Genomic DNA, 18,273 nt, shown 5'->3' on the forward strand with positions numbered 1-18,273 from the left:
CTGGGCCGGCCCGGGGGGCCCGGCCCCCCCTGTTGTTGGGGGGGGGGGGGGGGGGGGGGGGCCCGGGGGGGGGCGCCCCCCCCCCCCCCCGGCCCCCCCCCCACGGCCGGCCCACGGAACGGGCGACCTCGGCATCCCGGTCCCTCCGCGCAGGAGGGACGCGGCGCCGGTCCCCCGGGCGGCCGTCGGTTCCCCTTGGGAGGGGGGAGCCGGCGGCCGCCGTCCGTTCAGCCTCCCAAGGGCTCCGCGATGCCCCGGATCACGCCGAGGTCCAGCAGGTCCTGCGGCCGGACGCGAAGCTGGTCGGCGGTCGCGCGGACCTCGCCGGCGGGCCGCTTGAGGATCGCCGCGGCCGCCTCCGGAGCGATGACGGAGAAGTAACTGTCCGGCGTGGCCCACGTGTTGCCGGGCGCTGCCAGGGCCAGTGCGCCCCCCGAGCCGCCCTCCCCGATCACCAGCGTGGTCACCGGGGTCCGGGCGGACGCGACCGCGGCGAACAGGTCGGCGATCGCCGGCCCGGCACCCTGCCGCTCGGCGTCCGCGTCGTTCGCCGCCCCCGGAGTGTCCACCAGCGTCAGCACCGGGATGCCGAGCCGGCCCGCCAGCCGGACCAGCCGGGCGGCGGTGCGGTACCCCGCGGGACGGGTCGCCGTCCCGCCCTGGGCGGCGAAAGCGACCGTCCGCCCGTCGCGCGTGCGGCCGAAGCCGCACACCATGCCGGCGTCGGTCCCGCCGCAGCGGTCGCCGCCGATCGTCGTCCGGCGGGTGAAGTACGCGTCCAGATAGGCGTCGGCGCGCGGGCGTCCGCCGGCGCGGGCGCGTTCCACCGCGTCCCAGCCGGTGGCGGGCAGCTCGGTTGCGCCCAACGCGCCCGGTACGGGGGCCGGTTCGGCGGACGGCCTGACGAGCAGGTCCAGCCAGAGGGCGAGCGTCTCCCGCAACAGCTCCCGGGGGACCAGCGCGTCGAGGGACCCGGACGCGAGCTGCGCCTGCGCCGTGTACGCGGCCGGGTCCGCGTCGGCCGGCCGGACCCGGGAGCCGGCGAAGGCGACCTGCGCCCCGGGCAGCGCCAGGGTGATGTCGGCGCCCGCGCCGAGCGTGGCCCAGCCGCCGCCCGTCGTCGGATCGCGCACGACGGCGACCTGCGGGAGGCCGGCCTCCCGGGTGAGCTCCGACTGCCGTGCCACACGCTGGAGTTGGGTCAGCGCGACCATGCCCTCCTGCATCCGGCTGCCGCCGGTGGCGACGAGCGAGACGACGGGCAGCCCGTGGGCGCGGGCATGCTCGTGGGCCGCCTCCAGACGGGCCCCGGTGCGTTCGCCGAGGGAACCGCCGAGGAAGCCGAACTCGAAGGCGACGAGGACGGCGGTGACGGGGCCGAGCGGCTCCCTGCCGTCGGTCGTCGTGCCGAAGCTCGCCGTCCCGAACGTCGCCGTGCCGCAGACGACGGACTCCTCCTCGCCCGTGCGGTCGGCCGCGCGGGCCCGCGCCGCGTCGTACCCCTCCCAGGACAGGGGGCCGTCCGGGCCGGACTTCCCCTCGGGGGGCGGGAGTTCGGCGAAGCTGTCGGTGACCTGGGCGATGGCCTCGCGGGCCGAGAAGCGGTCAGTCACGGGGCAGCTCCCGCTTCAGGATCTTGCCCATGTCGTTGCGGGGCAGCTCGTCCAGGAACCGCACCGTGCGCGGCCGCTTGTGCGGCGCGAGGCTGCGGGCCACGTGATCGGCCAGCTCCTCGGAGGACGGCGGACGCCCAGGGTCGGCCGGCACGACCCAGGCGGCGACCCGCTCCCCGAGGTCGGCGTCGGGCTCCGCGGCGACAGCCGCCTCACGCACGCCCGGGTGGTCGAGAAGCGCGTTCTCGATCTCCCCCGCGCCGATCTTGTAGCCGCCGCTCTTGATCAGGTCGGTGGCCTTGCGGCCGACGATCCGCACGGCGCCGTCGGGGTCGAGGACCGCCATGTCGCCCGTACGGAACCAGCCGTCCGCGGTGTACGCGGCGGCCGTCGCGTCCGGCCGGTGCAGGTACTCGCTGAACAGGTTCGGCCCGCGCACCTGGATCTCGCCCACGCTCGTTCCGTCGTACGCGCCCGTCGGGGTGCCGTCGGCCTCGTAACCGGCGATCGTCGTCCCGTCCTCCTCGACGAGCCGCAGCCCGACGCCGGGCAGCGGAACGCCCACCGTGCCGGGCCGCCCTTCCGTGTCCGCCCGCACGCTGGTGTTCATCAGCGTCTCCGTCATCCCGTACCGCTCGACGACCCGGCGTCCCGTCGCGGCCGCGATCCGTTCGTGGTCGTGGAGCGGCAGCGCCGCGGACCCCGACACGAGCAGCCGGGCCCGGCCCAGCGCCGCCGCCAGCTCCGGATTCCCGTCGAGGTCCCCGGCGAGCCGGTGGTACATCGTCGGCACGCCGAACAGCATGGTCGCCCCGGCGTTCAGTTCCCGCGCCACGCCCTCGGTGCTGAACCTCCCGAGGTGCCGTACGGACCCGCCGCGCCGCAGCGGGCCGAGGACGCCGAGGATCAGCCCGTGCACATGGAACAGGGGCAGTCCGTGCACGAGCACGTCGTCGCCGGTCCACTGCCAGGCGTCGGCGAGCGCGTCCAGTGTCGCGGCGACCGCCCGGCGCGGGATGACGGCACCCTTGGGCGGGCCGGTCGTCCCGGAGGTGTAGACGACGAGGGCGGCAGCCGTGGGGTCGGTGACCGAACCGGCGGACGCGAAGGCGTCGGTGCCGCCGGTGCCGGCCGGGGCCGAGGAGCCGTGCTCCGCTGCCGGGCCGGCGCCTCCGGTGCCGGGGACCTCGACGTCGATCCTGCGCAGTGCCGCGAGCGGGGCGGGCAGCGTCTCGCCCGGGGCGGCGAGCACCAGGGACGGCGCGCTGTCCCCGAGGATGTGCCCGAGTTCCGCGACGCCCGACTTCGGGTTGAGCGGCACCGCCGGCACCCCGGCGAGCAGCGCGGCGACGACGCCCACGGCCGTCTCCAGGGTCGGGGTCGCCCACACGGCGACCCGCCCGACGCCGTCGAGCCGCGCGGCCAGCGCCCCTGCCGAGGCGGCGAGTTGCGCGTACGTCAGGGACCGATGACCGAAGCGCAGCGCGGACCGGTCCGCGACCGAGCCGCTCACCAGGGCCGGGAAGAGGGAGAACACGAGGACTCCTTGCCGTGAGACTTCACCGGGACGGACAGCCTCTTCCTACACGATGACGCTCCTGCGGCGGGTGGCCGGCCGCCTGTCCGCGTCGGGGACGTGGAGGGCGGGTGCGGACGCCGTGACGATCGCCCGGGAGGCCGGCGCGATCGTCCGGGAACCGTGGCGCCGAGGGACCGGGCCCCGTAGTGTCGGCCGGGCGTGACAACTTGATGAGTCAACTGCCGGGAGCCCTTTGGTGAGTCAGTCCCCGCCACCCCGTCCCGAGACCCGCGAACGCCTCGACGCGCCGACCGCCGGGCAGGGCCAGGACCGGGGCGACGCCCTCGTCCCGTACGCCCCCTCGCCCCGGACGGCTCCGCCCGCGGACCGGCCGGGGACGGTACGGGCGGCCGGGCCGGTGCGCGACGTCCGGGCGGGCGGAGCGGTGGGCGGCCGGACCGGGGACCGGGCCCGCGCGCCGTTCGGGCGGGACGCCGTCCCGCGCGCGACCCGCGTGCCCGGCCCGCCGGGCGGCGAGGGGGCGGCCCGATGACGCGGCAGGGGCCGCGGATCAGGCCGCGTCCGGCGGGCGCTGTCGGACGGCTGCTGACCGCGCTGCGCCCGCGGGGCGCCCGCTCCGAGACGCGGGCGCTCGCGGTGGAACTCGGCCGGGTGCTCCGGCGCAGGATCGACGCCCCCGTCGACGTACGGGAGCTGGCGCGGGCGCTGTGCGAGGAGATGAGCCGGCGCCGGGCCGGCCGCCCCGTCCAGCTCCGTTTCGAACGGTTCCCCGACGAGATCGAAGTGACCGGCCTGTGGATGGAGTTCGGCGACTTCGACCTGGTCGTCGTCGAGGAGCGCGCCGAGACGGTGCAGCAGCTCGTCATCCTCGGCCACGAGCTGTGGCACATGAAGGAAGGGCACCGCGACCACCACGTGGACGGTGCCTCCGCCGTCGCGCGCGCCGCTCTCTCGGGCCGTCCCGACTGGACCGGGGCGGGCGCGCCGCCGCGGCGCGAGTTCGCCCTCACCGTCGCCGCCCGTGACGGATCACGGCAGGCGGACGAGGCCCGGGCCGAGGAGTTCGGTCTGCACCTGGCGAGCGTCTTCCGCTCGTGGGTGACCCGGCCCGGTGGCCGGGGCCCGGTCGATCCGGTCGGCCGCGCCATCCGCACCTCGCTGGGCTACGGCCCCCAGGACTGACCGGCGCGCGGCCCCCGCACCGCTCCGTGGACGGACACCGGCCCCGCGTGCGCCGAGGTGCCGGCCGGTATCGGCTTGGCCCGAGGGCGCGGGTGGTTGTTAGCCTGCGGCGGGATCGTCCCGAGGTGACGTGCCGGCGGGCACGTCCGCGGCCGTACACCGGCTGTCGTACGAGGAGGGGAGTCGTCGTGGCCCGTATCGCGCTCGTCACGTACAACCCGGGCGAGGAGCCCACCGTCGACCGGGACCTGGCGGTGCTGCGGGACGCGCTGGAGGACGCCGGTGCCGAGGCCGCCGTCGTGCACTGGGACGACCCGGACACCGACTGGGCCGCGTTCGACCTGGCGCTGATCCGGTCGACCTGGGACTACAGCTGGCGGTCGGCCGAGTTCGTGGAGTGGGCCGAGCGGTGCGCGGGCCTGACACGGCTCCGGAACCCGGCGCGGGTCGTGCGCTGGAACACGGACAAGCGGTACCTGGGGGACCTCGCGGAGGCGGGCGTCCCGGTCGTCCCGACCCGCTACCTCGCGCCGGGGGACCCCGTCGAACTGCCCGACGGGCACGAGTTCGTCGTGAAGCCCACGGCGGGGGCGGGCGCCCGCTACGCCGCCCGGTACACGCCGAAGGAGCGTGGGACGGCGGTGGGCCAGCTCGCGCGGATGCACGCCGAGGGGCTGACCGCGATGGTCCAGCCGTATCTGGCGAACATCGACGTCCGGGGCGAGCGGGCCCTGCAGTTCTTCGCCGGACGGCTGCTGCACGCCAGCCGCAAGGGAGCGGTCCTGGAGCGGGGCACCCCCTACGACGGCGCCAAGACGCCGCACCCCCGCCTGGAGGTCTGGCAGCCCACGGCTGCCGAACGGGCCGTCGCCGAGCGGGCGCTGGCCGCCGTCCCGGGCGGCGCGGACACCGTGCTCTACGCGCGCGTGGACCTCGTCGACGGTGACGACGGACAGCCCCTGGTGATGGAGCTGGAGCTCGTCGAGCCCAACCTGTTCCTCTTCCTGCACCCGCGGTCGCTGCCCGTCGTCGTGGACGCGATCATCGAGGCCGCCGCCGCTCAGTGACCGGGCGGCGCCGGTTCGGGCGCGGGGCCCTTCACGGCCACCCGTTGCAGCAGCCCCCAGGTGAACTCCGCCGCGCACTGTTGGCGTACGCCCGACGCGTCGGGGGCCGTGAACGCCAGCCCCCAGCGGGTCGGGGCCGTGCCCTCCAGGGGCCGGACGGGGGCGAAGGCGCGCGCCACCTCGTCGACCGTGCAGGACCAGGGCGCCAGGTCGTCCAGGGTCCCGAGGGCGGGTCCGTCGGTGCCGGGGGCCCGCACCAGCCACTCGTTCCACGCGACGCCGTTCGCGGTGAGAAGGACCTCGAAGCGCAGCGTCGGCCACAGCGGGACAGGCCACTGGAGGGCCTCGCAGGTCAGATCGCCGATCCGGCGTTCCGCCGAGGACTGCGGGGCGCCGAGGACCGACCGGTAGCGGGAGGCCGCGGACCGCTGCCGCGGCGCGTGCAGCATCGCCTGCCAGCGGCGGTTGGCCTCGCGCATGTCGGCGATGGACACGCCCAGGGCGTGGCGGGCGTCCTCGACCAGGTCAGGCTGGTGGTCGGCCATGCGGCGCAGCAGGACCAGCTGGAAGTCGAGCGGGGTGAACGGGGTGGTGGGGCGTCTGGCCGGCATGCGGTCCATCGTCGCGCACCGGCCCCTCGCCCGGACGCCGGCCGTCCGGCAGGAACAGCACCGAGTTCACGTACCGGGGACCGCGCGGCGGCAGCACCCGGCGCAGCAGCCCCTGCCCGACGACGTACGCCGTCCGCGCCTGGTGCTCCTCCAGCGGGAAGGAGGCGAGCGGCAGCCAGTTCCTGCCGGGCAGCACCCAGCCCGCGTACCCGAGCCCGGCCAGCTGCTCGACGACCGGGGCGACCGGCTGGATCCGGGACTCCAGTTCGACGAAGAGGGCGGGGCGGTCGCGGGTCAGCAGGTTCCGGGCGCCGCGCAGTACGGCCGGCTCGTTGCCGTCCACGTCGATCTTGATGAAGCCGACGTCCCACAGGTCCAGGCTGTCGAGGGTGAGGCAGGGCACCTCCAGGGCGCGCGCGTGGATGTCCCGGCGGACCAGCGAGGACACCCCGCGGTCACCGGCGTCGTCGGCGGGCAGCCACAGCCGGGCGGTGCCCCGGTGGTCGGAGGCGGCGGCCCCGACCACGCTGACGTTGCCCGGGGCGCCCGACGCGAGGAGCCTGGCCAGGTGCGGTACGGGTTCCACGGTCACCACGCGGCGTGCCCGGCCGGCGAGACGGTGCGTCCAGGGGCCGTACCAGCCGCCCACGTCCACCGCCGTGCCGCAGTCCGGCGGGCAGAGGTCGGCGAGCCGGGCCAGCTCGGGTTCGAAGCGCGGGTAGACGAACCGGGCCGCCGCCGCGACGAGCCGGGTGGGCACGAAGGGGGCGACGCGCGCGGCGAGGGTCCGGTCCGTGCGGCCGGCCGCGGATCCGCTCACGGGGTCATCCGCCGCAGCAGTTCCCGGTGTTCGTCCTCCGTCACCTGCTGCCCGGAGGACGGCAGCAGCTGGGGGATGCCGTCCACGACCGGATAGCGGCGGCGCAGACGCGGGTTGTAGAGCGACTCCTCCACCCGCCGCTCCTCGTCGGGCGGAAGCAGGTGCAGGGGCCCCTTGTCGAGGGGGCAGGCGAGGATCCTCAGCAGCGGGTCGTCGGGGTTCATGGGGGTGTCAGCTCCTTGGCGCCGAGAGGGGTGTGCGGCACCGCGTCCTGCTGGGGCATGGCGAGCAGGACGGCCACCGCGAGGACGGTGCCGGCCAGCCGCAGGGTGAGCCGGACCGGATCGTGCGGCAGCGCCTCGCCGAACGTGAGGGTGCCGAGCACCGCCGTGAACAGACAGCTCACGGTCGTGCAGACCGGCACGATCAGTGACGCCCGGCAGCGCTGCAGCGCCGCCTGCGACATGACCAGGCCGAACGCGCCCGTGAAGAGCAGGAGATAGGGGTACGGGGAGCGCAGCAGGCCGACGGCCGCGCCGGTCGGGTCGTGGGTCGTCAGCCGGCTCGACACTCCCTTCACGGCGAGCGAACTCACCCCGTACAACAGGCCCACCGCGACCCCGTACGCGACGCCGCTGGGCGGTGCGCGGCGCGGTTCCCGGGAGCGCCGCTCCGCCCGCCCGTACAGCCACACGCCCAGGGCGAGCGACGGCAGGCAGACGGTGAGGACCAGCGGGGCGGGAGCGCTGCGGCTCACCGTGTCCGCGCCCTCGCGCAGGGACAGCACGACCATCAGCAGGGCGAGCAGGATCGCTGCGAGCGCGTACCGTTCCCGGCTCGTGGTCCGCTCGCCGAGCAGCCGGGAGGAGAGCAGCACGAGCAGCACGAGCCCGGAGACGAAGATGCCCTGGGCGGCGGCGATCGGCAGGGTGCGGTACACGGCGAGCTGCGCGGCGAACCCGGCGGCCAGCGCGAGCGAGCCGCCGATCCACAGCGGGCTGCCGAGCACCAGCCGCAGCAGCCGGGCGGGCCGTCGGAAGTCCACCTCGGGCAGGGCGCCCAACGCCCGCTTCTCCAGCACGAATCCGCCGCTGTACAGCACGTTCGCGAGCAGCGCCGCGATCACTCCCCACACCATGGCTACGTCCTTCGCGCGTGCAGCAGCAGGATCGAGGACAGCGACGGCGCGGCACAGGCCAGCCGGTCCAGCGGACGCAGCGGGCGCGGTACGCCGTGGAAGGGGGCGCCCGCGAGCCGGACGACCTCGAAGCCCGACGCGGCGACGAACTCCCGGAGCGCGCGGGCCGTGTAGAGCCGCAGATGACCCACGACCTCCCGCCCGGGACGGCCGTGCACGGCCCGCAGGCTCACCTCGGAGAACACGGGCTGGATCCCGGCGAGCAGCAGCCCGCGGTTGTACCAGGCGGCGAGGTTCGGGGTGGACAGCATCAGGTGCCCGCCGGGGCGCAGCACCCGGCGGATCTCGTCGAGCGCCCCGTCCGGGTCCACGAGATGCTCGACGACCTCGCTGAACAGCACGGCGTCCGCCGACGCCGGGGCGAACGGCAGTCCACCGCCCGTGAGTTCACCGCGGACCGCGTACGGGACGCGGGTGCGGGCCCGGCGCAGGGCGTCCTGCGACCAGTCGACGCCGACCACCCGGTGCCCGGCGAGCAGCGGGGCCGCGGCCTGGGCGGCGGTGCCGTCGCCGCAGCCGATGTCGAGCACGGTCCGCGCGCCCGAGGTGGCCGGGCCGAGCGCCGTGGCCAGCATCCGCGCCTGGCGCAGGGTGCGCGCGGTACCGGAGGCGACGGGGACGGCCGGGTCCTCGTAGAAGTCCCGGAGTCCGCCGGTGCGGCGGTGCGGTGCGGCGGTGGCCGGGGCGGGTTCCGCCGACCGGGCGCGGGTCGTCATCGGCCGCTCGCCTCCGTCTCCTCGGTCGCGTGCAGGTAGTGCTCGAAGAGGTCGCGGAGGTGGGCTCCGTCGCCGTGGCCGAGCAGCGAACGCGACCAGCGCAGCGAGACGTGCAGGCGCCCCGCGGTGGACGCGGTCGTGACGGTCAGTCCGCGGGGTGTACGGGCGGGCGCCGAGAACCAGACGGCCCGGGCACGGCCGGCCTCCTCACCGAAGTCCAGGGCGTACGGGATGCGGCCGATGTTGCTGAGCAGGCAGGTCGAGGTCCACGGGCCGGCCGCCCTGCGCAGCCCCCGGGTGACCGCGGCCCGCCAGGCCACCGGAACGACCGGCGAGGTCAACAAGGCCGCTCCGTGCCCGAGTTGTGGCCGGTCGGCCGCCTTCAGGGCGCGCGTGCGCCGGGCGGTGCGGCGCAGCAGCTCGCCCATGCGGGAGGCGTCCACCTCCGCGGGGGCGAACGTGACCTCCACCAGCCGGGTCCCGTTGCCGATCGGCATGTCCGCGCCGCGCGGCCGGTCGTCCACCGGCATCGTGATGCGCAACGGCCGTGGCCGCGCGCCGTGTTCGCGGTTCCAGTGGGCGACCGTCAGCGCGGTGGCGGCCATCAGCTGGTCGTTGACCGTGTACGGAGAGCCCTGGGGGCGGCGCGGTACGGCGAGTTCGGTGACGATCAGGCCGTTGCCCGGAGTGGACTCGGGGACACCGGGGGCGACCCGGGCGGGCGGCGTCCACACGGACGGGCTGTCTCCGTCACCGGGCTCGACGGCGTCCGGAGGGCGCACGGGCGGCGCGGCCGGGGTGTTGTCCCGGCCGCCGTACAGTTCCGCCGCTGTGGCGAGCACCCGGAGACAGGCGGGGCCGTCCAGGGCGGTGTGGTTGATGGTGAGGAAGAGGACCGTGCCGGTGCCCGCGCGGCTGCTCGCGCCGACGTCGTCGGGGGCACCGGGACCGGCGCCCGCGCCCGCACCGCCGGTGTCCTGGCGGCCGGGGCCCGCCCCCCGCGGCAGCGGGCCCGTGCCGCCGCTGTCCTGGGCGTGCTCGCGGCCGGGGACGCCCACGGCGTCCGTCGCCCCGCTCCCCACCGCCGGACCCGCGTCCTCCACCACTTCCAGGCGGACGGGCGGTGACGCCGACAGGGGCGGGGCCGCCTCCAGGCACCTGGTCCGCGCGGCCCGCAGGGAGTCCCGGCCGGGCGGCGCGAAGGACACCACTGCCGTGTCCGGCTCCGGGGTCAGCTCCCATTCGTAACGGCGGCGGTACCACCGTCCCGGGGCCTCGCGCATCAGCACCCGCGGGTGGCGGCGCAGCGCCTCGGTGAACGCGGCCGTCAGCCGGTCCCGGTCGAGCGGACCCGGGAGATGGATCTCGATGTGGACGGTCTCCGGCTCGGCCTCCTGGAGGCAGTGCCGGGCGACCTCGTCCACCACCGGGAACGGAACGCGCGTCGGGCGCCCCGCGGGGCCGCCCGTGCCGTCGCGTGCGGGATGGTCCACCGTGGTCATGAGGTCGGCTCCTTGCCCTGGTCCTTCCGGAACCTTTCGGGAAGCGCGGCCCGCCGCCCCGGCGCGCGGATCGGTCCGCGGAGCGCGGTCCGTGCCCCCGCCGGATCGTCCTCGCGCCGCAGCGGTTCGGGCCCGCGCGCGGACACGGTGGGCCCGGCGACGATCCCGGGCTCCTCCGACCGGGTGCGCGCTCGGGGCTCGGAGCGCCCGGACTCCGGCGAACCGGCGGCCCCTTCGGACGGGAGCTCCCCGGACTGCCTTTGAACGCGCATGACTTCGGCGTCCGCTGCCTCTGACTCGCCGTCTCCGGACCGGAGTTCGTGATGGGCGTCGCCGGGCGCGCCCTTCTCCGGCCGGACTTCCGCGGCGCCCGCACCGGACGTACGGGATGGAGGGAGGGCGCCGGACACACCGGCCGGTCCGGCCGCACCCCCCGCTTCGGCCTCCGGATCGGCGGGCCGCTCCCCGCCCGGCCCCGCATCGGGGTGCTCCCGTTTCGACAGGTCCGCTCCCCGGCGGGCCCTGAAGCCCGCCGGGAGGGTGCGCGGACCGTGGGACCCGTCGCGTTCCCGGCGGGGCAGCGGAGCCGTCGGGGCAGGCGCGGGGTCCGGTGCCGCTCCGGGCGTGGCCGGCACGCCCCGCGCCCGTGACTCAGCCACGCCGACCAGGCCGGCGAACAGGCCGATCAGGGCCAGCAGTTGGGCGGCGCCGCCGAACGCCCCCTCGCCCGCCGAAGGGGGCGAGCCCGCGCCCGTCGCGGCGGCGGCACCGGCCCCGGCGAGCGCGAGGAACGCGATCGGGACCAGGAGCGTGTGCCGGCGCCGGACGAGCAGCGCGAGGGCCGGGACCAGCAGGGCGAAGAAGCCCGCGATCACGACGCCGACCAGGGTGAGGGCGACCAGGCCCAGCCAGATGCCCGGTGCGGGCGGCACCGGCTGCGGCTCGTCGGGACCGGGCGTCCGACGGCCCCACACCACCAGGCCCACGAGCACCAGGATGCCGACGCCGCCGGCGATCAGCCCCGCCTCGTACATCGTTGCGGGCTCGTACGACAGGGTGACCGTGCCGCCCGCGCCGGACGGGATCCGCCAGCCCTGCTGCCAGCCGTCGAGCCGTACCGGGGTCAGCTCCTTGCCGCCCAGAGTGGCCTTCCAGCCGTCGTTGAAGTTCTCGTACGTCGTCAGGTACGAGGCCGCGCCCGAGCCGACCGTCACCTCGCGGCGGTCGCCCAGCCAGTCCCGTATCCGCAGACCCCGCTCCGTGCTGCCGGCCTCCTCGGGGGTCCCGCGGGTCAGGGTCACGTCCGTCACGGCGAGCGGCCCCCCGTCGCCCGCCTCCACCCGGTGCGAACCCTCCGAAAGGCTCAGGTCACCGCCCTCACGCCCCTCCTGGCAGAGCGTCACCTCCACGGGACGGCGTTCCATGAGGTCCCGAACGGTCCCTTGCGCGCTCGTCTCGTACAGCTTCCCGTCGACCGCCACGACCGGGCCCCTGCCGCAGGGCAGGGAGAAGGGGCGGGTGCCGGCGGGCCGCGGGGTGCGGTACTGGTCGAGGCCCGGCACGTACACCTCGGTGAGGCCGACCGGCAGCCGCAGACCGGCGCCGGCGACGGGGTTGTGGACGGTGAGCCGGGCCGTGCCGGTCACCCTGATGTCGAGGTGGTCGGTGGTGATCGTGTCGAAGCGGGCCCAGCCGTTCTCGTCGACCCCGACGACCGCCGCGCCGTCCGGGGAACTGATCTCGACCTTCGTCGGGCGGGTCGAAAGACCGCCCGCCGGTGCCAGCACGACAGCGGAGACCGGCTGCTTGCCCGGCCAGCTCAGATGGATCGTCGGATCGGAGCCCGCGATCCACGCCGTCGTCAGGTCGCCGTCGGTGAGGTTGCGCGCCGACACGCCCGCGCCGAGCCGCGACGTCGAATCCGCCGTCGCCGTGATCCGGCCCTGCTGCTCGGGCGCGACCTCGTAGAGCAGCTTGTCGAGTTCCGCGCCCGGTACGGGGACGGCACTCGCCTTCAGCGTGTACGTGCCCGCCGTCGAGGTCGAGAAGGCACGGTGCAGGCCCGCCTCGGTGCCCGTCGGGGAGAGCCCGGTCGGGTCGGTGGAGCGGTGCAGGGAGACGATCTCGGAGGTCGCGTCCGCGCCGGCGGCGTCCGTGGGCAGCCGCAGCAGCCGGGTCACCCGCACGTCGGGGAGGCCGATCTCGGAGAAGCCCGCGCCGGTGAGCCCGGCGCGCCGCGCGGTCGATCCGGTGATCGTGATCCGCAGCCAACTCGTCGACCCCGGCGGGGCCTTGACGGTCTGCTTCCTGCCGTCGGGCAGGAGATAGCTGGACGCGGAGCCCTTCTCCGTCTCCACCCTGACCCGGGTCGCCGCCGAGCGCACACCGTCCTGCGGCAGCGGGATCACGTCGAACGAGGCGGGCACGTCGACGGAGCCGTCGAAGCGGATCCGCAGCCACTGCCCGTTCGCCGACCCGGCCGCGCCCTCCGCCCACGCCGTGTCCGGGTTGCCGTCGAAGGCGTTCACCGGGTCGTACTGCGGGAGATGGAACAGCCAGTTGCCGCTGGACGACGCGGTGACGGACCGGGCGCCCCGCAGTTCCGCGACGGTCTGGTGCCCGACGCCGTCGGTCGGCAGGATCTGCCGGGGCGCGCGCCCCGGGTCCTGCACACTGTCGCTGTCGTTGCGCTGGTCGCGCGTGTACGTGTACGAGGTGTTCGCGTCGACCAGACCGAAACGGGTGTCGGCGCGCCGCAGCCCGTCCCCCACGATCTGCACGCCCGCGGTGCCGAGCCCGGGATGGTTGTCGCCGGTCAGCACGGCCGCACGGCCCCGGACCGCCGGGTCGGCGGCGAGCGGGAGCAGCGCCTCGGGACCGCCGGAGACCACGGCGGTGTCCGCGATCGGCTTCAGCCCGGCCTGCCCGGGCCGGGGCACCGCCTCGTCGGCCGGCTCGTAGATCTCCACGGCGCGCTGCCGCGGGTAGAGTCCCTCGACCTGGAGCGGGGTGTCGTTCGCGATCCGCCCGCCGGTCGTCACCGGCCCGAACCCGGTGACCCGCTGGTAGCCCGACTGTTCCAGGGTCCGCTTCACCGTCGCGGTCGGGACGTAGCCGAGCTGGTCGGGGTCGAGGTCGTTGCGGACCACGACGTAGTACAGACCGGCCCGGCTCAGGTAGTCCGCCAGCCCCGGGACGTCGCCGCCGGTGAGCAGGGCCTGCTCGACCGCGTCCATGGCGCGCCGGTTGCCCGGGGTGCCGAAGGGCACGTAGTCCCGCTCGGCCCATCGGGAGTCGGCGAGCACGTCGAGGGGTTCGTCGATGGGGGAGCCCCACGTGTAGATGCCGTGCGCGGTGGCGGGGACGACGAGGGCGCGGGAGTCGGGCGAGTACTTCTCCAGCCAGTCGGCGGTGGTGTGCCAGTACCGCGGCAGCTCCCGGAACGAACCCGGCTGAAGGATCGCCCCGTTGAGGTACGGCCAGGCGAGGCCGGGCAGCACGAGGACCGCCGCGATCAGCGGGGCGAGACGTCTGCCGCGCACCGGCCGGGCACCGCGCGTCCGGGTGGCGACCCCCACCAGATGCGCGAGGCCGAGGACGAGGGCGAGGGCGAGACCGGTCTGGAACTTGTAGATGTTGCGGAAGGGGACGAGCCAGCCGTTCAGCCAGTCCTGGGCCACGCCGTGGAAGGGCGCCCCGAACGAACCGCCGTACCCGGCACAGGTGATGAGTACGACCGACAGCACCGTCAGCACGAGCCACCGGCGTTCGGGCAGGTCCCGTCGCGCCAGACCCGCGAGCCCGAGCCCCGCCGCGAGCGCCGAGCAGACGATCACGACCACGGAGGACGCCACGGACCAGCCGGCCGGCAGCCAGGCCTCCCCGAAGTGCAGGTAGGCCACCCAGTTGCCCGCGCCGCGCAGCGACTCGGTGGCCGACATGGTGGCCGTCGTCGTCTGCGACGTCTCGATGTACGGGAGGAAGTTCTCGCCGTACGCGCCGAGCAGCAGCAGCGCGATCCACCACCAGGCCGTCGCGAGGATCACGCCCGGCACCCACCAGCCGATGAGTCTCCGCTGCCGGCGCCCGCGCGGCCGCGACAGCAGATAGAGCCCGACGGGAAGCAGCGACGCGAGGGTGGCCGCGGCGTTCACCCCGCCCATGAAGGGCACGACGAGCGCCGAGCGCAGGGCCGCGACCCGGGCGGTGCGGCGTGCGTCGGTGAGCGGCAGCAGCACCCAGGGGAGGAAGGCGCCGGGGAGCGCGGCCGCGGAGGTCGACCCGACGACGACGGTGAACACCGGCCACAGCGCGTACGCGACGGCGGCGAGCAGCCGGGACGCGCGGCTGCCGGTCCCCAGCCGCTCGGCCAGCCGGAGCGCCCCCCAGAAGGCCACCGACACCACGATCGACAGCCACAGCCGCTCCGCCAGCCACACCGGCAGCTGGACCAGCCGGCACAGCCCGTAGTACGGCAGCATCGGCCAGGCGTAGCCGACGTACTGGTCCTGGATGCCGCCGAAGCCGCCCCGGTCGTGCCACAGCCGGCCCAGGTCGGACAGGAACTGCCAGGGATCCTGCGACACCCCGAGCTTGGTGTCGAAGGTCGCCCGCCCGGGGTGCACGGCGAGGAACAGCGCGAACACCACGGCCCAGAACCCCAGCAGCCACCGGCGTGAGCGGGGCCCCTCCGGGGGTCCGGACGCGCCTGCTGCGGGGCGGACGGCTGCCGGGGGAGGAGCCTGGACCGTGCTCGTCATGGTGGACACCGCCGGAGGATGAGGAGGAGGTTCCAGGTGGCGAACTCGCGCAGCCCCGGTGCCTTGGTGACGGCTTCCGCGAGGAAGGGCCAGTAGCGGGAGCGCGCCGAGACGACGGTGACGTCGTCGCGGGCACGGACCTGCCGCAGGGTGGTGCCGACGTGCACGGCGAAGAGGTTCTCGCCGAGGGTGTGCTTGGCGGGCCTGCCCGTACGGCGCCGGTAGCGGGCGCGGGCCCGCTCGGCGCCGAAGTAGTGCCAGGGCGCCCACTCGTGACCGCCCCACGGGGACAGCCAGTTGGTGAACGCGACGTAGATCAGTCCGTCCGGGCGGGTCACGCGGACCATCTCGCTGAGGAAGGTCTGCGGATCGGCCACGTGCTCCAGGACGTTGGAGGAGAAGCAGACGTCGGCGACCCCGTCCGCGAGCGGCAGCAGATAGCCGTCCGCGACGACGGCCCCGCCGGCCGGCTTCGCCCCCAACTCCCGTACGTCCGGCTCGAAGAGGTAGGCGTGGGCGCCGCGCCGCCGGAACTCCTCGGTGAAGTAGCCGCCGCCGCCCCCGACGTCCACCACGGTCCGGCCGTCGACGGCCCCGTACACCGCCTCGACCTGGTCGGCCGCGTCGCGGGCGAGCAGCGCGTAGCAGGCGGCGGGGTCGTCCTGCTCGTGCAGGAAGGCCCGGAACAGGGCGAGGGAACGGCGCAGGGAGGGGTCCTTGAACCCGGTGCCCCCGGCGGGTCCGGGGCCGCCGGGAAAGGCGGCGCCCGCGGCGCCGGGTCCGCGTCCGGTGGCCGTCACGGTGCCCAGCCCCTCACCGCCTCCGCGGCCACCGCCCGGAACCGGCGGACCGTGTGGTTCCAGCGGTAGGCGGCGGCACGGTCGCGGGCCGCCCGGCCCATCAGCGCGCGGCGGCGGGCGGACAGGGCGAGGGTGCACCAGGCGGCCGCGAAGGAGGACTCGCCGCGCACCAGCACACCCGTCTCGCCGTCCACGACGGAGTCCCGGAGCCCCGGCACGTCGAAGGCGATCGCCGGCGTCTCCCGCGCGGCCGCCTCGGTGACCACCAGACCCCACCCCTCCACCGCGGAGGGGTGCAGCAGCAGCCAGGCGGCGCAGAGCAGCCGGTGCTTCTCCGCCTCGGAGACATGGCCGGTGAACTCCACCCCCTCGCCCGCGAGTTGACGGAGACGTTCGCGCTCGGGGCCGTCCCCGACGATCACCAGTCTGCCTCCGGTGACCGGCCGGACCCGCTCCCACAGCCGCAGCAGCAGATCGATCCGCTTGTACTCCACCAGCCGTCCCACGGCGACGAACAGCGGCTCGGGCGAGCGCGCGGCACGCGGCCCCGGCTCCTCCACCCCGTTGTGGACGACGCGGACACGGTCCCGTTCGACGCCGATCGCGTGCAGCGCCAGAGCCGTCGACGGGGAGACGGCGACCAGCAGGTTGCCGCGCTGGGCACCGGCCAGCGCCCAGTGTTCGAGGCGCCGGCCGAGCCGGGCGGCGGGCGCGAGGGGTCCGCCGAACCGCATCGGCCACAGGTCCGTGTGCACATGGTTGACCAGGCAGAGCGTGGGCCCGTGATGCCACAGGGGGGCCAGGTACGGCAGTCCGTTGCACACCTCGACGAGCAGGTCGCATCCTCCGACCTCGCGGTGGAAGGCGGGCCGGGCGCGCAGGAAGTGCCCGAGGTCACCGCCCGCCGAGACGACCCGGTAGCCGTGGCCCGACGAGGGGCCACCGCACACCAGGGTGACCTGGTGGCCCAGCCCGGTCAGCCCCTCGGCCAGCCGGTCGACCAGGAGTTCGGAGCCGCCCGCCGCCGGGTTGCCGAGATCGCGGCGGGCGAGGAAGACGATGCGGCGCGGGTACGGGGAGGGCGCCGGAGGGTACTGCGCGGTCCGCGGGGACACGGTGCGCAGCGGGGACGGTACGTGCTGGGGCATGGGTGCTCCAACTCGTCTCGGGGTGCGGAACTCAGTGTGGGGGGCGGGACATGGCGCCGGTCCTCGGTGGTCGTGCCGCCTCGGGTGCCTTCCGTGGGTGACGTGGCCGGCGTCGCGGGGTGACGCCGGTGGTGCGCCCTGCGGCGGGGGACGCGGGGCGCTCGGCTGTAACGGGGCTGTGAATGCGCTGTGTTCGGGTGGGGTGGACAGTTTTCGCCGCGCCGTTCGCGTCGGCTACTCACCGAGATGACAATTTCGGGGCTTTGTGGAGCTGACGGCACATCACATCGTGAGCGTGGACGGGGGCGAAGCGGACGAACCGGGATCCCGTCGCCCGCGTACCAGCAGAACGGCCCCCGCCGCGGCCAGGACGAACCCGAGCAGACCGGCACCGATCGGCAACGTCGTTCCCAGGAGCAGCAGTTGGCCGCTCTCGGTCTTCGCCTGCTCGACCTGGTCCCGCTGGGTCGCCGCCGTGAAGGCCAGCTTGCGGCTGTCCAGGAGCACCGCCTCGTCCTTCGTGCCGCCCGGGGCCCGCAGCGTCTTGCGCGGACCGACCTGCGCGTAGATCACCCGCCCGGTGCGCTGGTCGACGACCAGCTCGACGAGGTGGTTGGCGTACCACTCCTCGGCGAGCACCTGGCCGCGCTGCGGCTCCCCGACCAGCGCGCCCGGCACCTGCCGCGTCCCGGTCCGGGTGGCGGGGACGGTCCCGGTGAACCGGTAGCCCCGGTACCCGCGGATCTTCTTCGTGCCCCGGTAGTGCAGGGTGACCGGCGCGCCCAGGGAGTTGTCCCACCACCGGTAGTCGTGTTTGCGCACGTCGAAGGGGAACTTCAGATAGGCGTCGCCCTCGTAGTACGGGTGCTCCTGGCAGCAGTGCACCGGTTCGTTGGACCGCCGGTCGGTGACCCAGCGGCCCGGCATGAACTCCAGGGCGTCGTGCGGGTCGGCCGCAGGCAGGGAGGCGTCGGTGTCGACCGTCGTCGTCACGTCCCAGACGGCCCGGCCACTGCGTTCGCTGTCGGCGACGTCGCCGCGCACCACCTGGGTCACGGTGATGTCCTGGCCGGGCACGGTCTCGGCCCTGCCGAGGTCGAAGACGCTGCCGGTGCCCTTGTAGACGGCGGTCGTGTCGATGTCGATCGGGTTCACGGCGGCACGTGGTTCCACGTACCAGGCGAGCATCGGCGCCAGCACGAGCAGGAAGGTACCGAGGCCGACGAGGATCAGGGAGACGGGTGAGAACTTACGGCGCATCCGGGCACTCCAGGGGCTGAGGAGGCTCGACGCAGCGGTGATATCAGCTGGTGCGT

The 18,273-nt window shown here is 75.4% G+C and carries 15 protein-coding genes; 3 read left to right on the top strand and 12 right to left on the bottom strand.

The window, feature by feature from the left end; genetic code table 11:
- Positions 1-227: 227 nt before the first annotated feature.
- Both ABZT74_RS20075 and ABZT74_RS20080 read right to left on the bottom strand, forming a co-directional pair.
- Positions 228-1,613 (bottom strand): carboxyl transferase domain-containing protein, encoded by a 1,386-nt coding sequence (locus ABZT74_RS20075; RefSeq protein WP_356436536.1) that lies wholly within the window; start codon positions 1,611-1,613, stop codon positions 228-230.
- Positions 1,606-3,150 carry an acyl-CoA synthetase gene (locus tag ABZT74_RS20080; RefSeq protein ID WP_356436539.1) on the bottom strand — a complete coding sequence of 515 codons (1,545 nt, stop codon included), beginning with the start codon at positions 3,148-3,150 and terminating at the stop codon, positions 1,606-1,608. The genes ABZT74_RS20075 and ABZT74_RS20080 overlap by 8 nt, the downstream gene beginning before the upstream one ends.
- Positions 3,151-3,388: 238 nt before the next feature.
- Between ABZT74_RS20080 and ABZT74_RS20085 the strand changes: the two genes are divergently transcribed.
- The 3 genes from ABZT74_RS20085 to ABZT74_RS20095 all read left to right on the top strand — a co-directional run bounded on the left by ABZT74_RS20085 (position 3,389) and on the right by ABZT74_RS20095 (position 5,402).
- Complete coding sequence (locus ABZT74_RS20085; RefSeq protein WP_356436542.1) at positions 3,389-3,685, top strand: hypothetical protein; 297 nt, start codon at positions 3,389-3,391, stop codon at positions 3,683-3,685.
- The gene (locus ABZT74_RS20090) at positions 3,682-4,335 is read left to right on the top strand and encodes a toxin-antitoxin system, toxin component (RefSeq protein WP_356436545.1); all 654 of its coding nucleotides are present in this window, start codon (positions 3,682-3,684) and stop codon (positions 4,333-4,335) included. Before ABZT74_RS20085 ends, ABZT74_RS20090 begins: the two co-directional genes overlap by 4 nt.
- Positions 4,336-4,523: 188 nt before the next feature.
- Positions 4,524-5,402, top strand: a complete 879-nt coding sequence (locus ABZT74_RS20095; protein ID WP_356436548.1) for a hypothetical protein — start codon at positions 4,524-4,526, stop codon at positions 5,400-5,402.
- On the opposite strand, the gene ABZT74_RS20100 is transcribed toward ABZT74_RS20095, so the two are convergent.
- The 10 genes from ABZT74_RS20100 to ABZT74_RS20145 all read right to left on the bottom strand — a co-directional run bounded on the left by ABZT74_RS20100 (position 5,396) and on the right by ABZT74_RS20145 (position 18,217).
- Positions 5,396-6,022, bottom strand: a complete 627-nt coding sequence (locus tag ABZT74_RS20100; RefSeq protein ID WP_356436551.1) for a hypothetical protein — start codon at positions 6,020-6,022, stop codon at positions 5,396-5,398. The two genes, ABZT74_RS20095 and ABZT74_RS20100, sit on opposite strands and share 7 nt — an antisense overlap.
- A complete protein-coding gene (locus tag ABZT74_RS20105) occupies positions 5,928-6,833 on the bottom strand; it encodes an FkbM family methyltransferase (protein ID WP_356436555.1) in 906 nt (301 codons plus the stop codon). Before ABZT74_RS20105 ends, ABZT74_RS20100 begins: the two co-directional genes overlap by 95 nt.
- On the bottom strand, positions 6,830-7,057 hold the full coding sequence (locus ABZT74_RS20110) for a Trm112 family protein (protein ID WP_355863676.1): 228 nt from the start codon (positions 7,055-7,057) through the stop codon (positions 6,830-6,832). Before ABZT74_RS20110 ends, ABZT74_RS20105 begins: the two co-directional genes overlap by 4 nt.
- Positions 7,054-7,959 (bottom strand): hypothetical protein, encoded by a 906-nt coding sequence (locus ABZT74_RS20115; RefSeq protein ID WP_356436648.1) that lies wholly within the window; start codon positions 7,957-7,959, stop codon positions 7,054-7,056. Before ABZT74_RS20115 ends, ABZT74_RS20110 begins: the two co-directional genes overlap by 4 nt.
- Positions 7,960-7,973: 14 nt before the next feature.
- A complete protein-coding gene (locus ABZT74_RS20120) occupies positions 7,974-8,747 on the bottom strand; it encodes a class I SAM-dependent methyltransferase (RefSeq protein WP_355863679.1) in 774 nt (257 codons plus the stop codon).
- Positions 8,744-10,249 carry a condensation protein gene (locus ABZT74_RS20125; RefSeq protein WP_356175201.1) on the bottom strand — a complete coding sequence of 502 codons (1,506 nt, stop codon included), beginning with the start codon at positions 10,247-10,249 and terminating at the stop codon, positions 8,744-8,746. The genes ABZT74_RS20120 and ABZT74_RS20125 overlap by 4 nt, the downstream gene beginning before the upstream one ends.
- Positions 10,246-15,009, bottom strand: coding sequence for an alpha-(1->3)-arabinofuranosyltransferase family protein (locus ABZT74_RS20130; RefSeq protein WP_356175334.1), 4,764 nt, complete (start codon positions 15,007-15,009; stop codon positions 10,246-10,248). Before ABZT74_RS20130 ends, ABZT74_RS20125 begins: the two co-directional genes overlap by 4 nt.
- Positions 15,006-15,716 carry a class I SAM-dependent methyltransferase gene (locus ABZT74_RS20135; RefSeq protein WP_356175337.1) on the bottom strand — a complete coding sequence of 237 codons (711 nt, stop codon included), beginning with the start codon at positions 15,714-15,716 and terminating at the stop codon, positions 15,006-15,008. The genes ABZT74_RS20130 and ABZT74_RS20135 overlap by 4 nt, the downstream gene beginning before the upstream one ends.
- Positions 15,717-15,805: 89 nt before the next feature.
- Positions 15,806-16,957 carry a glycosyltransferase family 4 protein gene (locus ABZT74_RS20140; RefSeq protein WP_356436558.1) on the bottom strand — a complete coding sequence of 384 codons (1,152 nt, stop codon included), beginning with the start codon at positions 16,955-16,957 and terminating at the stop codon, positions 15,806-15,808.
- A gap of 282 nt (positions 16,958-17,239) precedes the next feature.
- Complete coding sequence (locus ABZT74_RS20145; protein ID WP_356175207.1) at positions 17,240-18,217, bottom strand: DUF3068 domain-containing protein; 978 nt, start codon at positions 18,215-18,217, stop codon at positions 17,240-17,242.
- Positions 18,218-18,273: the final 56 nt, after the last annotated feature.

The organism is Streptomyces sp. NPDC005302, assembly GCF_040607345.1.
In the GTDB taxonomy this organism is placed as follows: domain Bacteria; phylum Actinomycetota; class Actinomycetes; order Streptomycetales; family Streptomycetaceae; genus Streptomyces.

Coding starts and splice junctions, on each gene's coding strand:
- ABZT74_RS20145 (WP_356175207.1), bottom strand. CDS start 18,217: ATGCGCCGTAAGTTCTCACCCGTCTCCCTGATCCTCGTCGGCCTCGGT.
- ABZT74_RS20130 (WP_356175334.1), bottom strand. CDS start 15,009: ATGACGAGCACGGTCCAGGCTCCTCCCCCGGCAGCCGTCCGCCCCGCA.
- ABZT74_RS20100 (WP_356436551.1), bottom strand. CDS start 6,022: ATGGACCGCATGCCGGCCAGACGCCCCACCACCCCGTTCACCCCGCTC.
- ABZT74_RS20090 (WP_356436545.1), top strand. CDS start 3,682: ATGACGCGGCAGGGGCCGCGGATCAGGCCGCGTCCGGCGGGCGCTGTC.
- ABZT74_RS20120 (WP_355863679.1), bottom strand. CDS start 8,747: ATGACGACCCGCGCCCGGTCGGCGGAACCCGCCCCGGCCACCGCCGCA.
- ABZT74_RS20110 (WP_355863676.1), bottom strand. CDS start 7,057: ATGAACCCCGACGACCCGCTGCTGAGGATCCTCGCCTGCCCCCTCGAC.
- ABZT74_RS20140 (WP_356436558.1), bottom strand. CDS start 16,957: ATGCCCCAGCACGTACCGTCCCCGCTGCGCACCGTGTCCCCGCGGACC.
- ABZT74_RS20125 (WP_356175201.1), bottom strand. CDS start 10,249: ATGACCACGGTGGACCATCCCGCACGCGACGGCACGGGCGGCCCCGCG.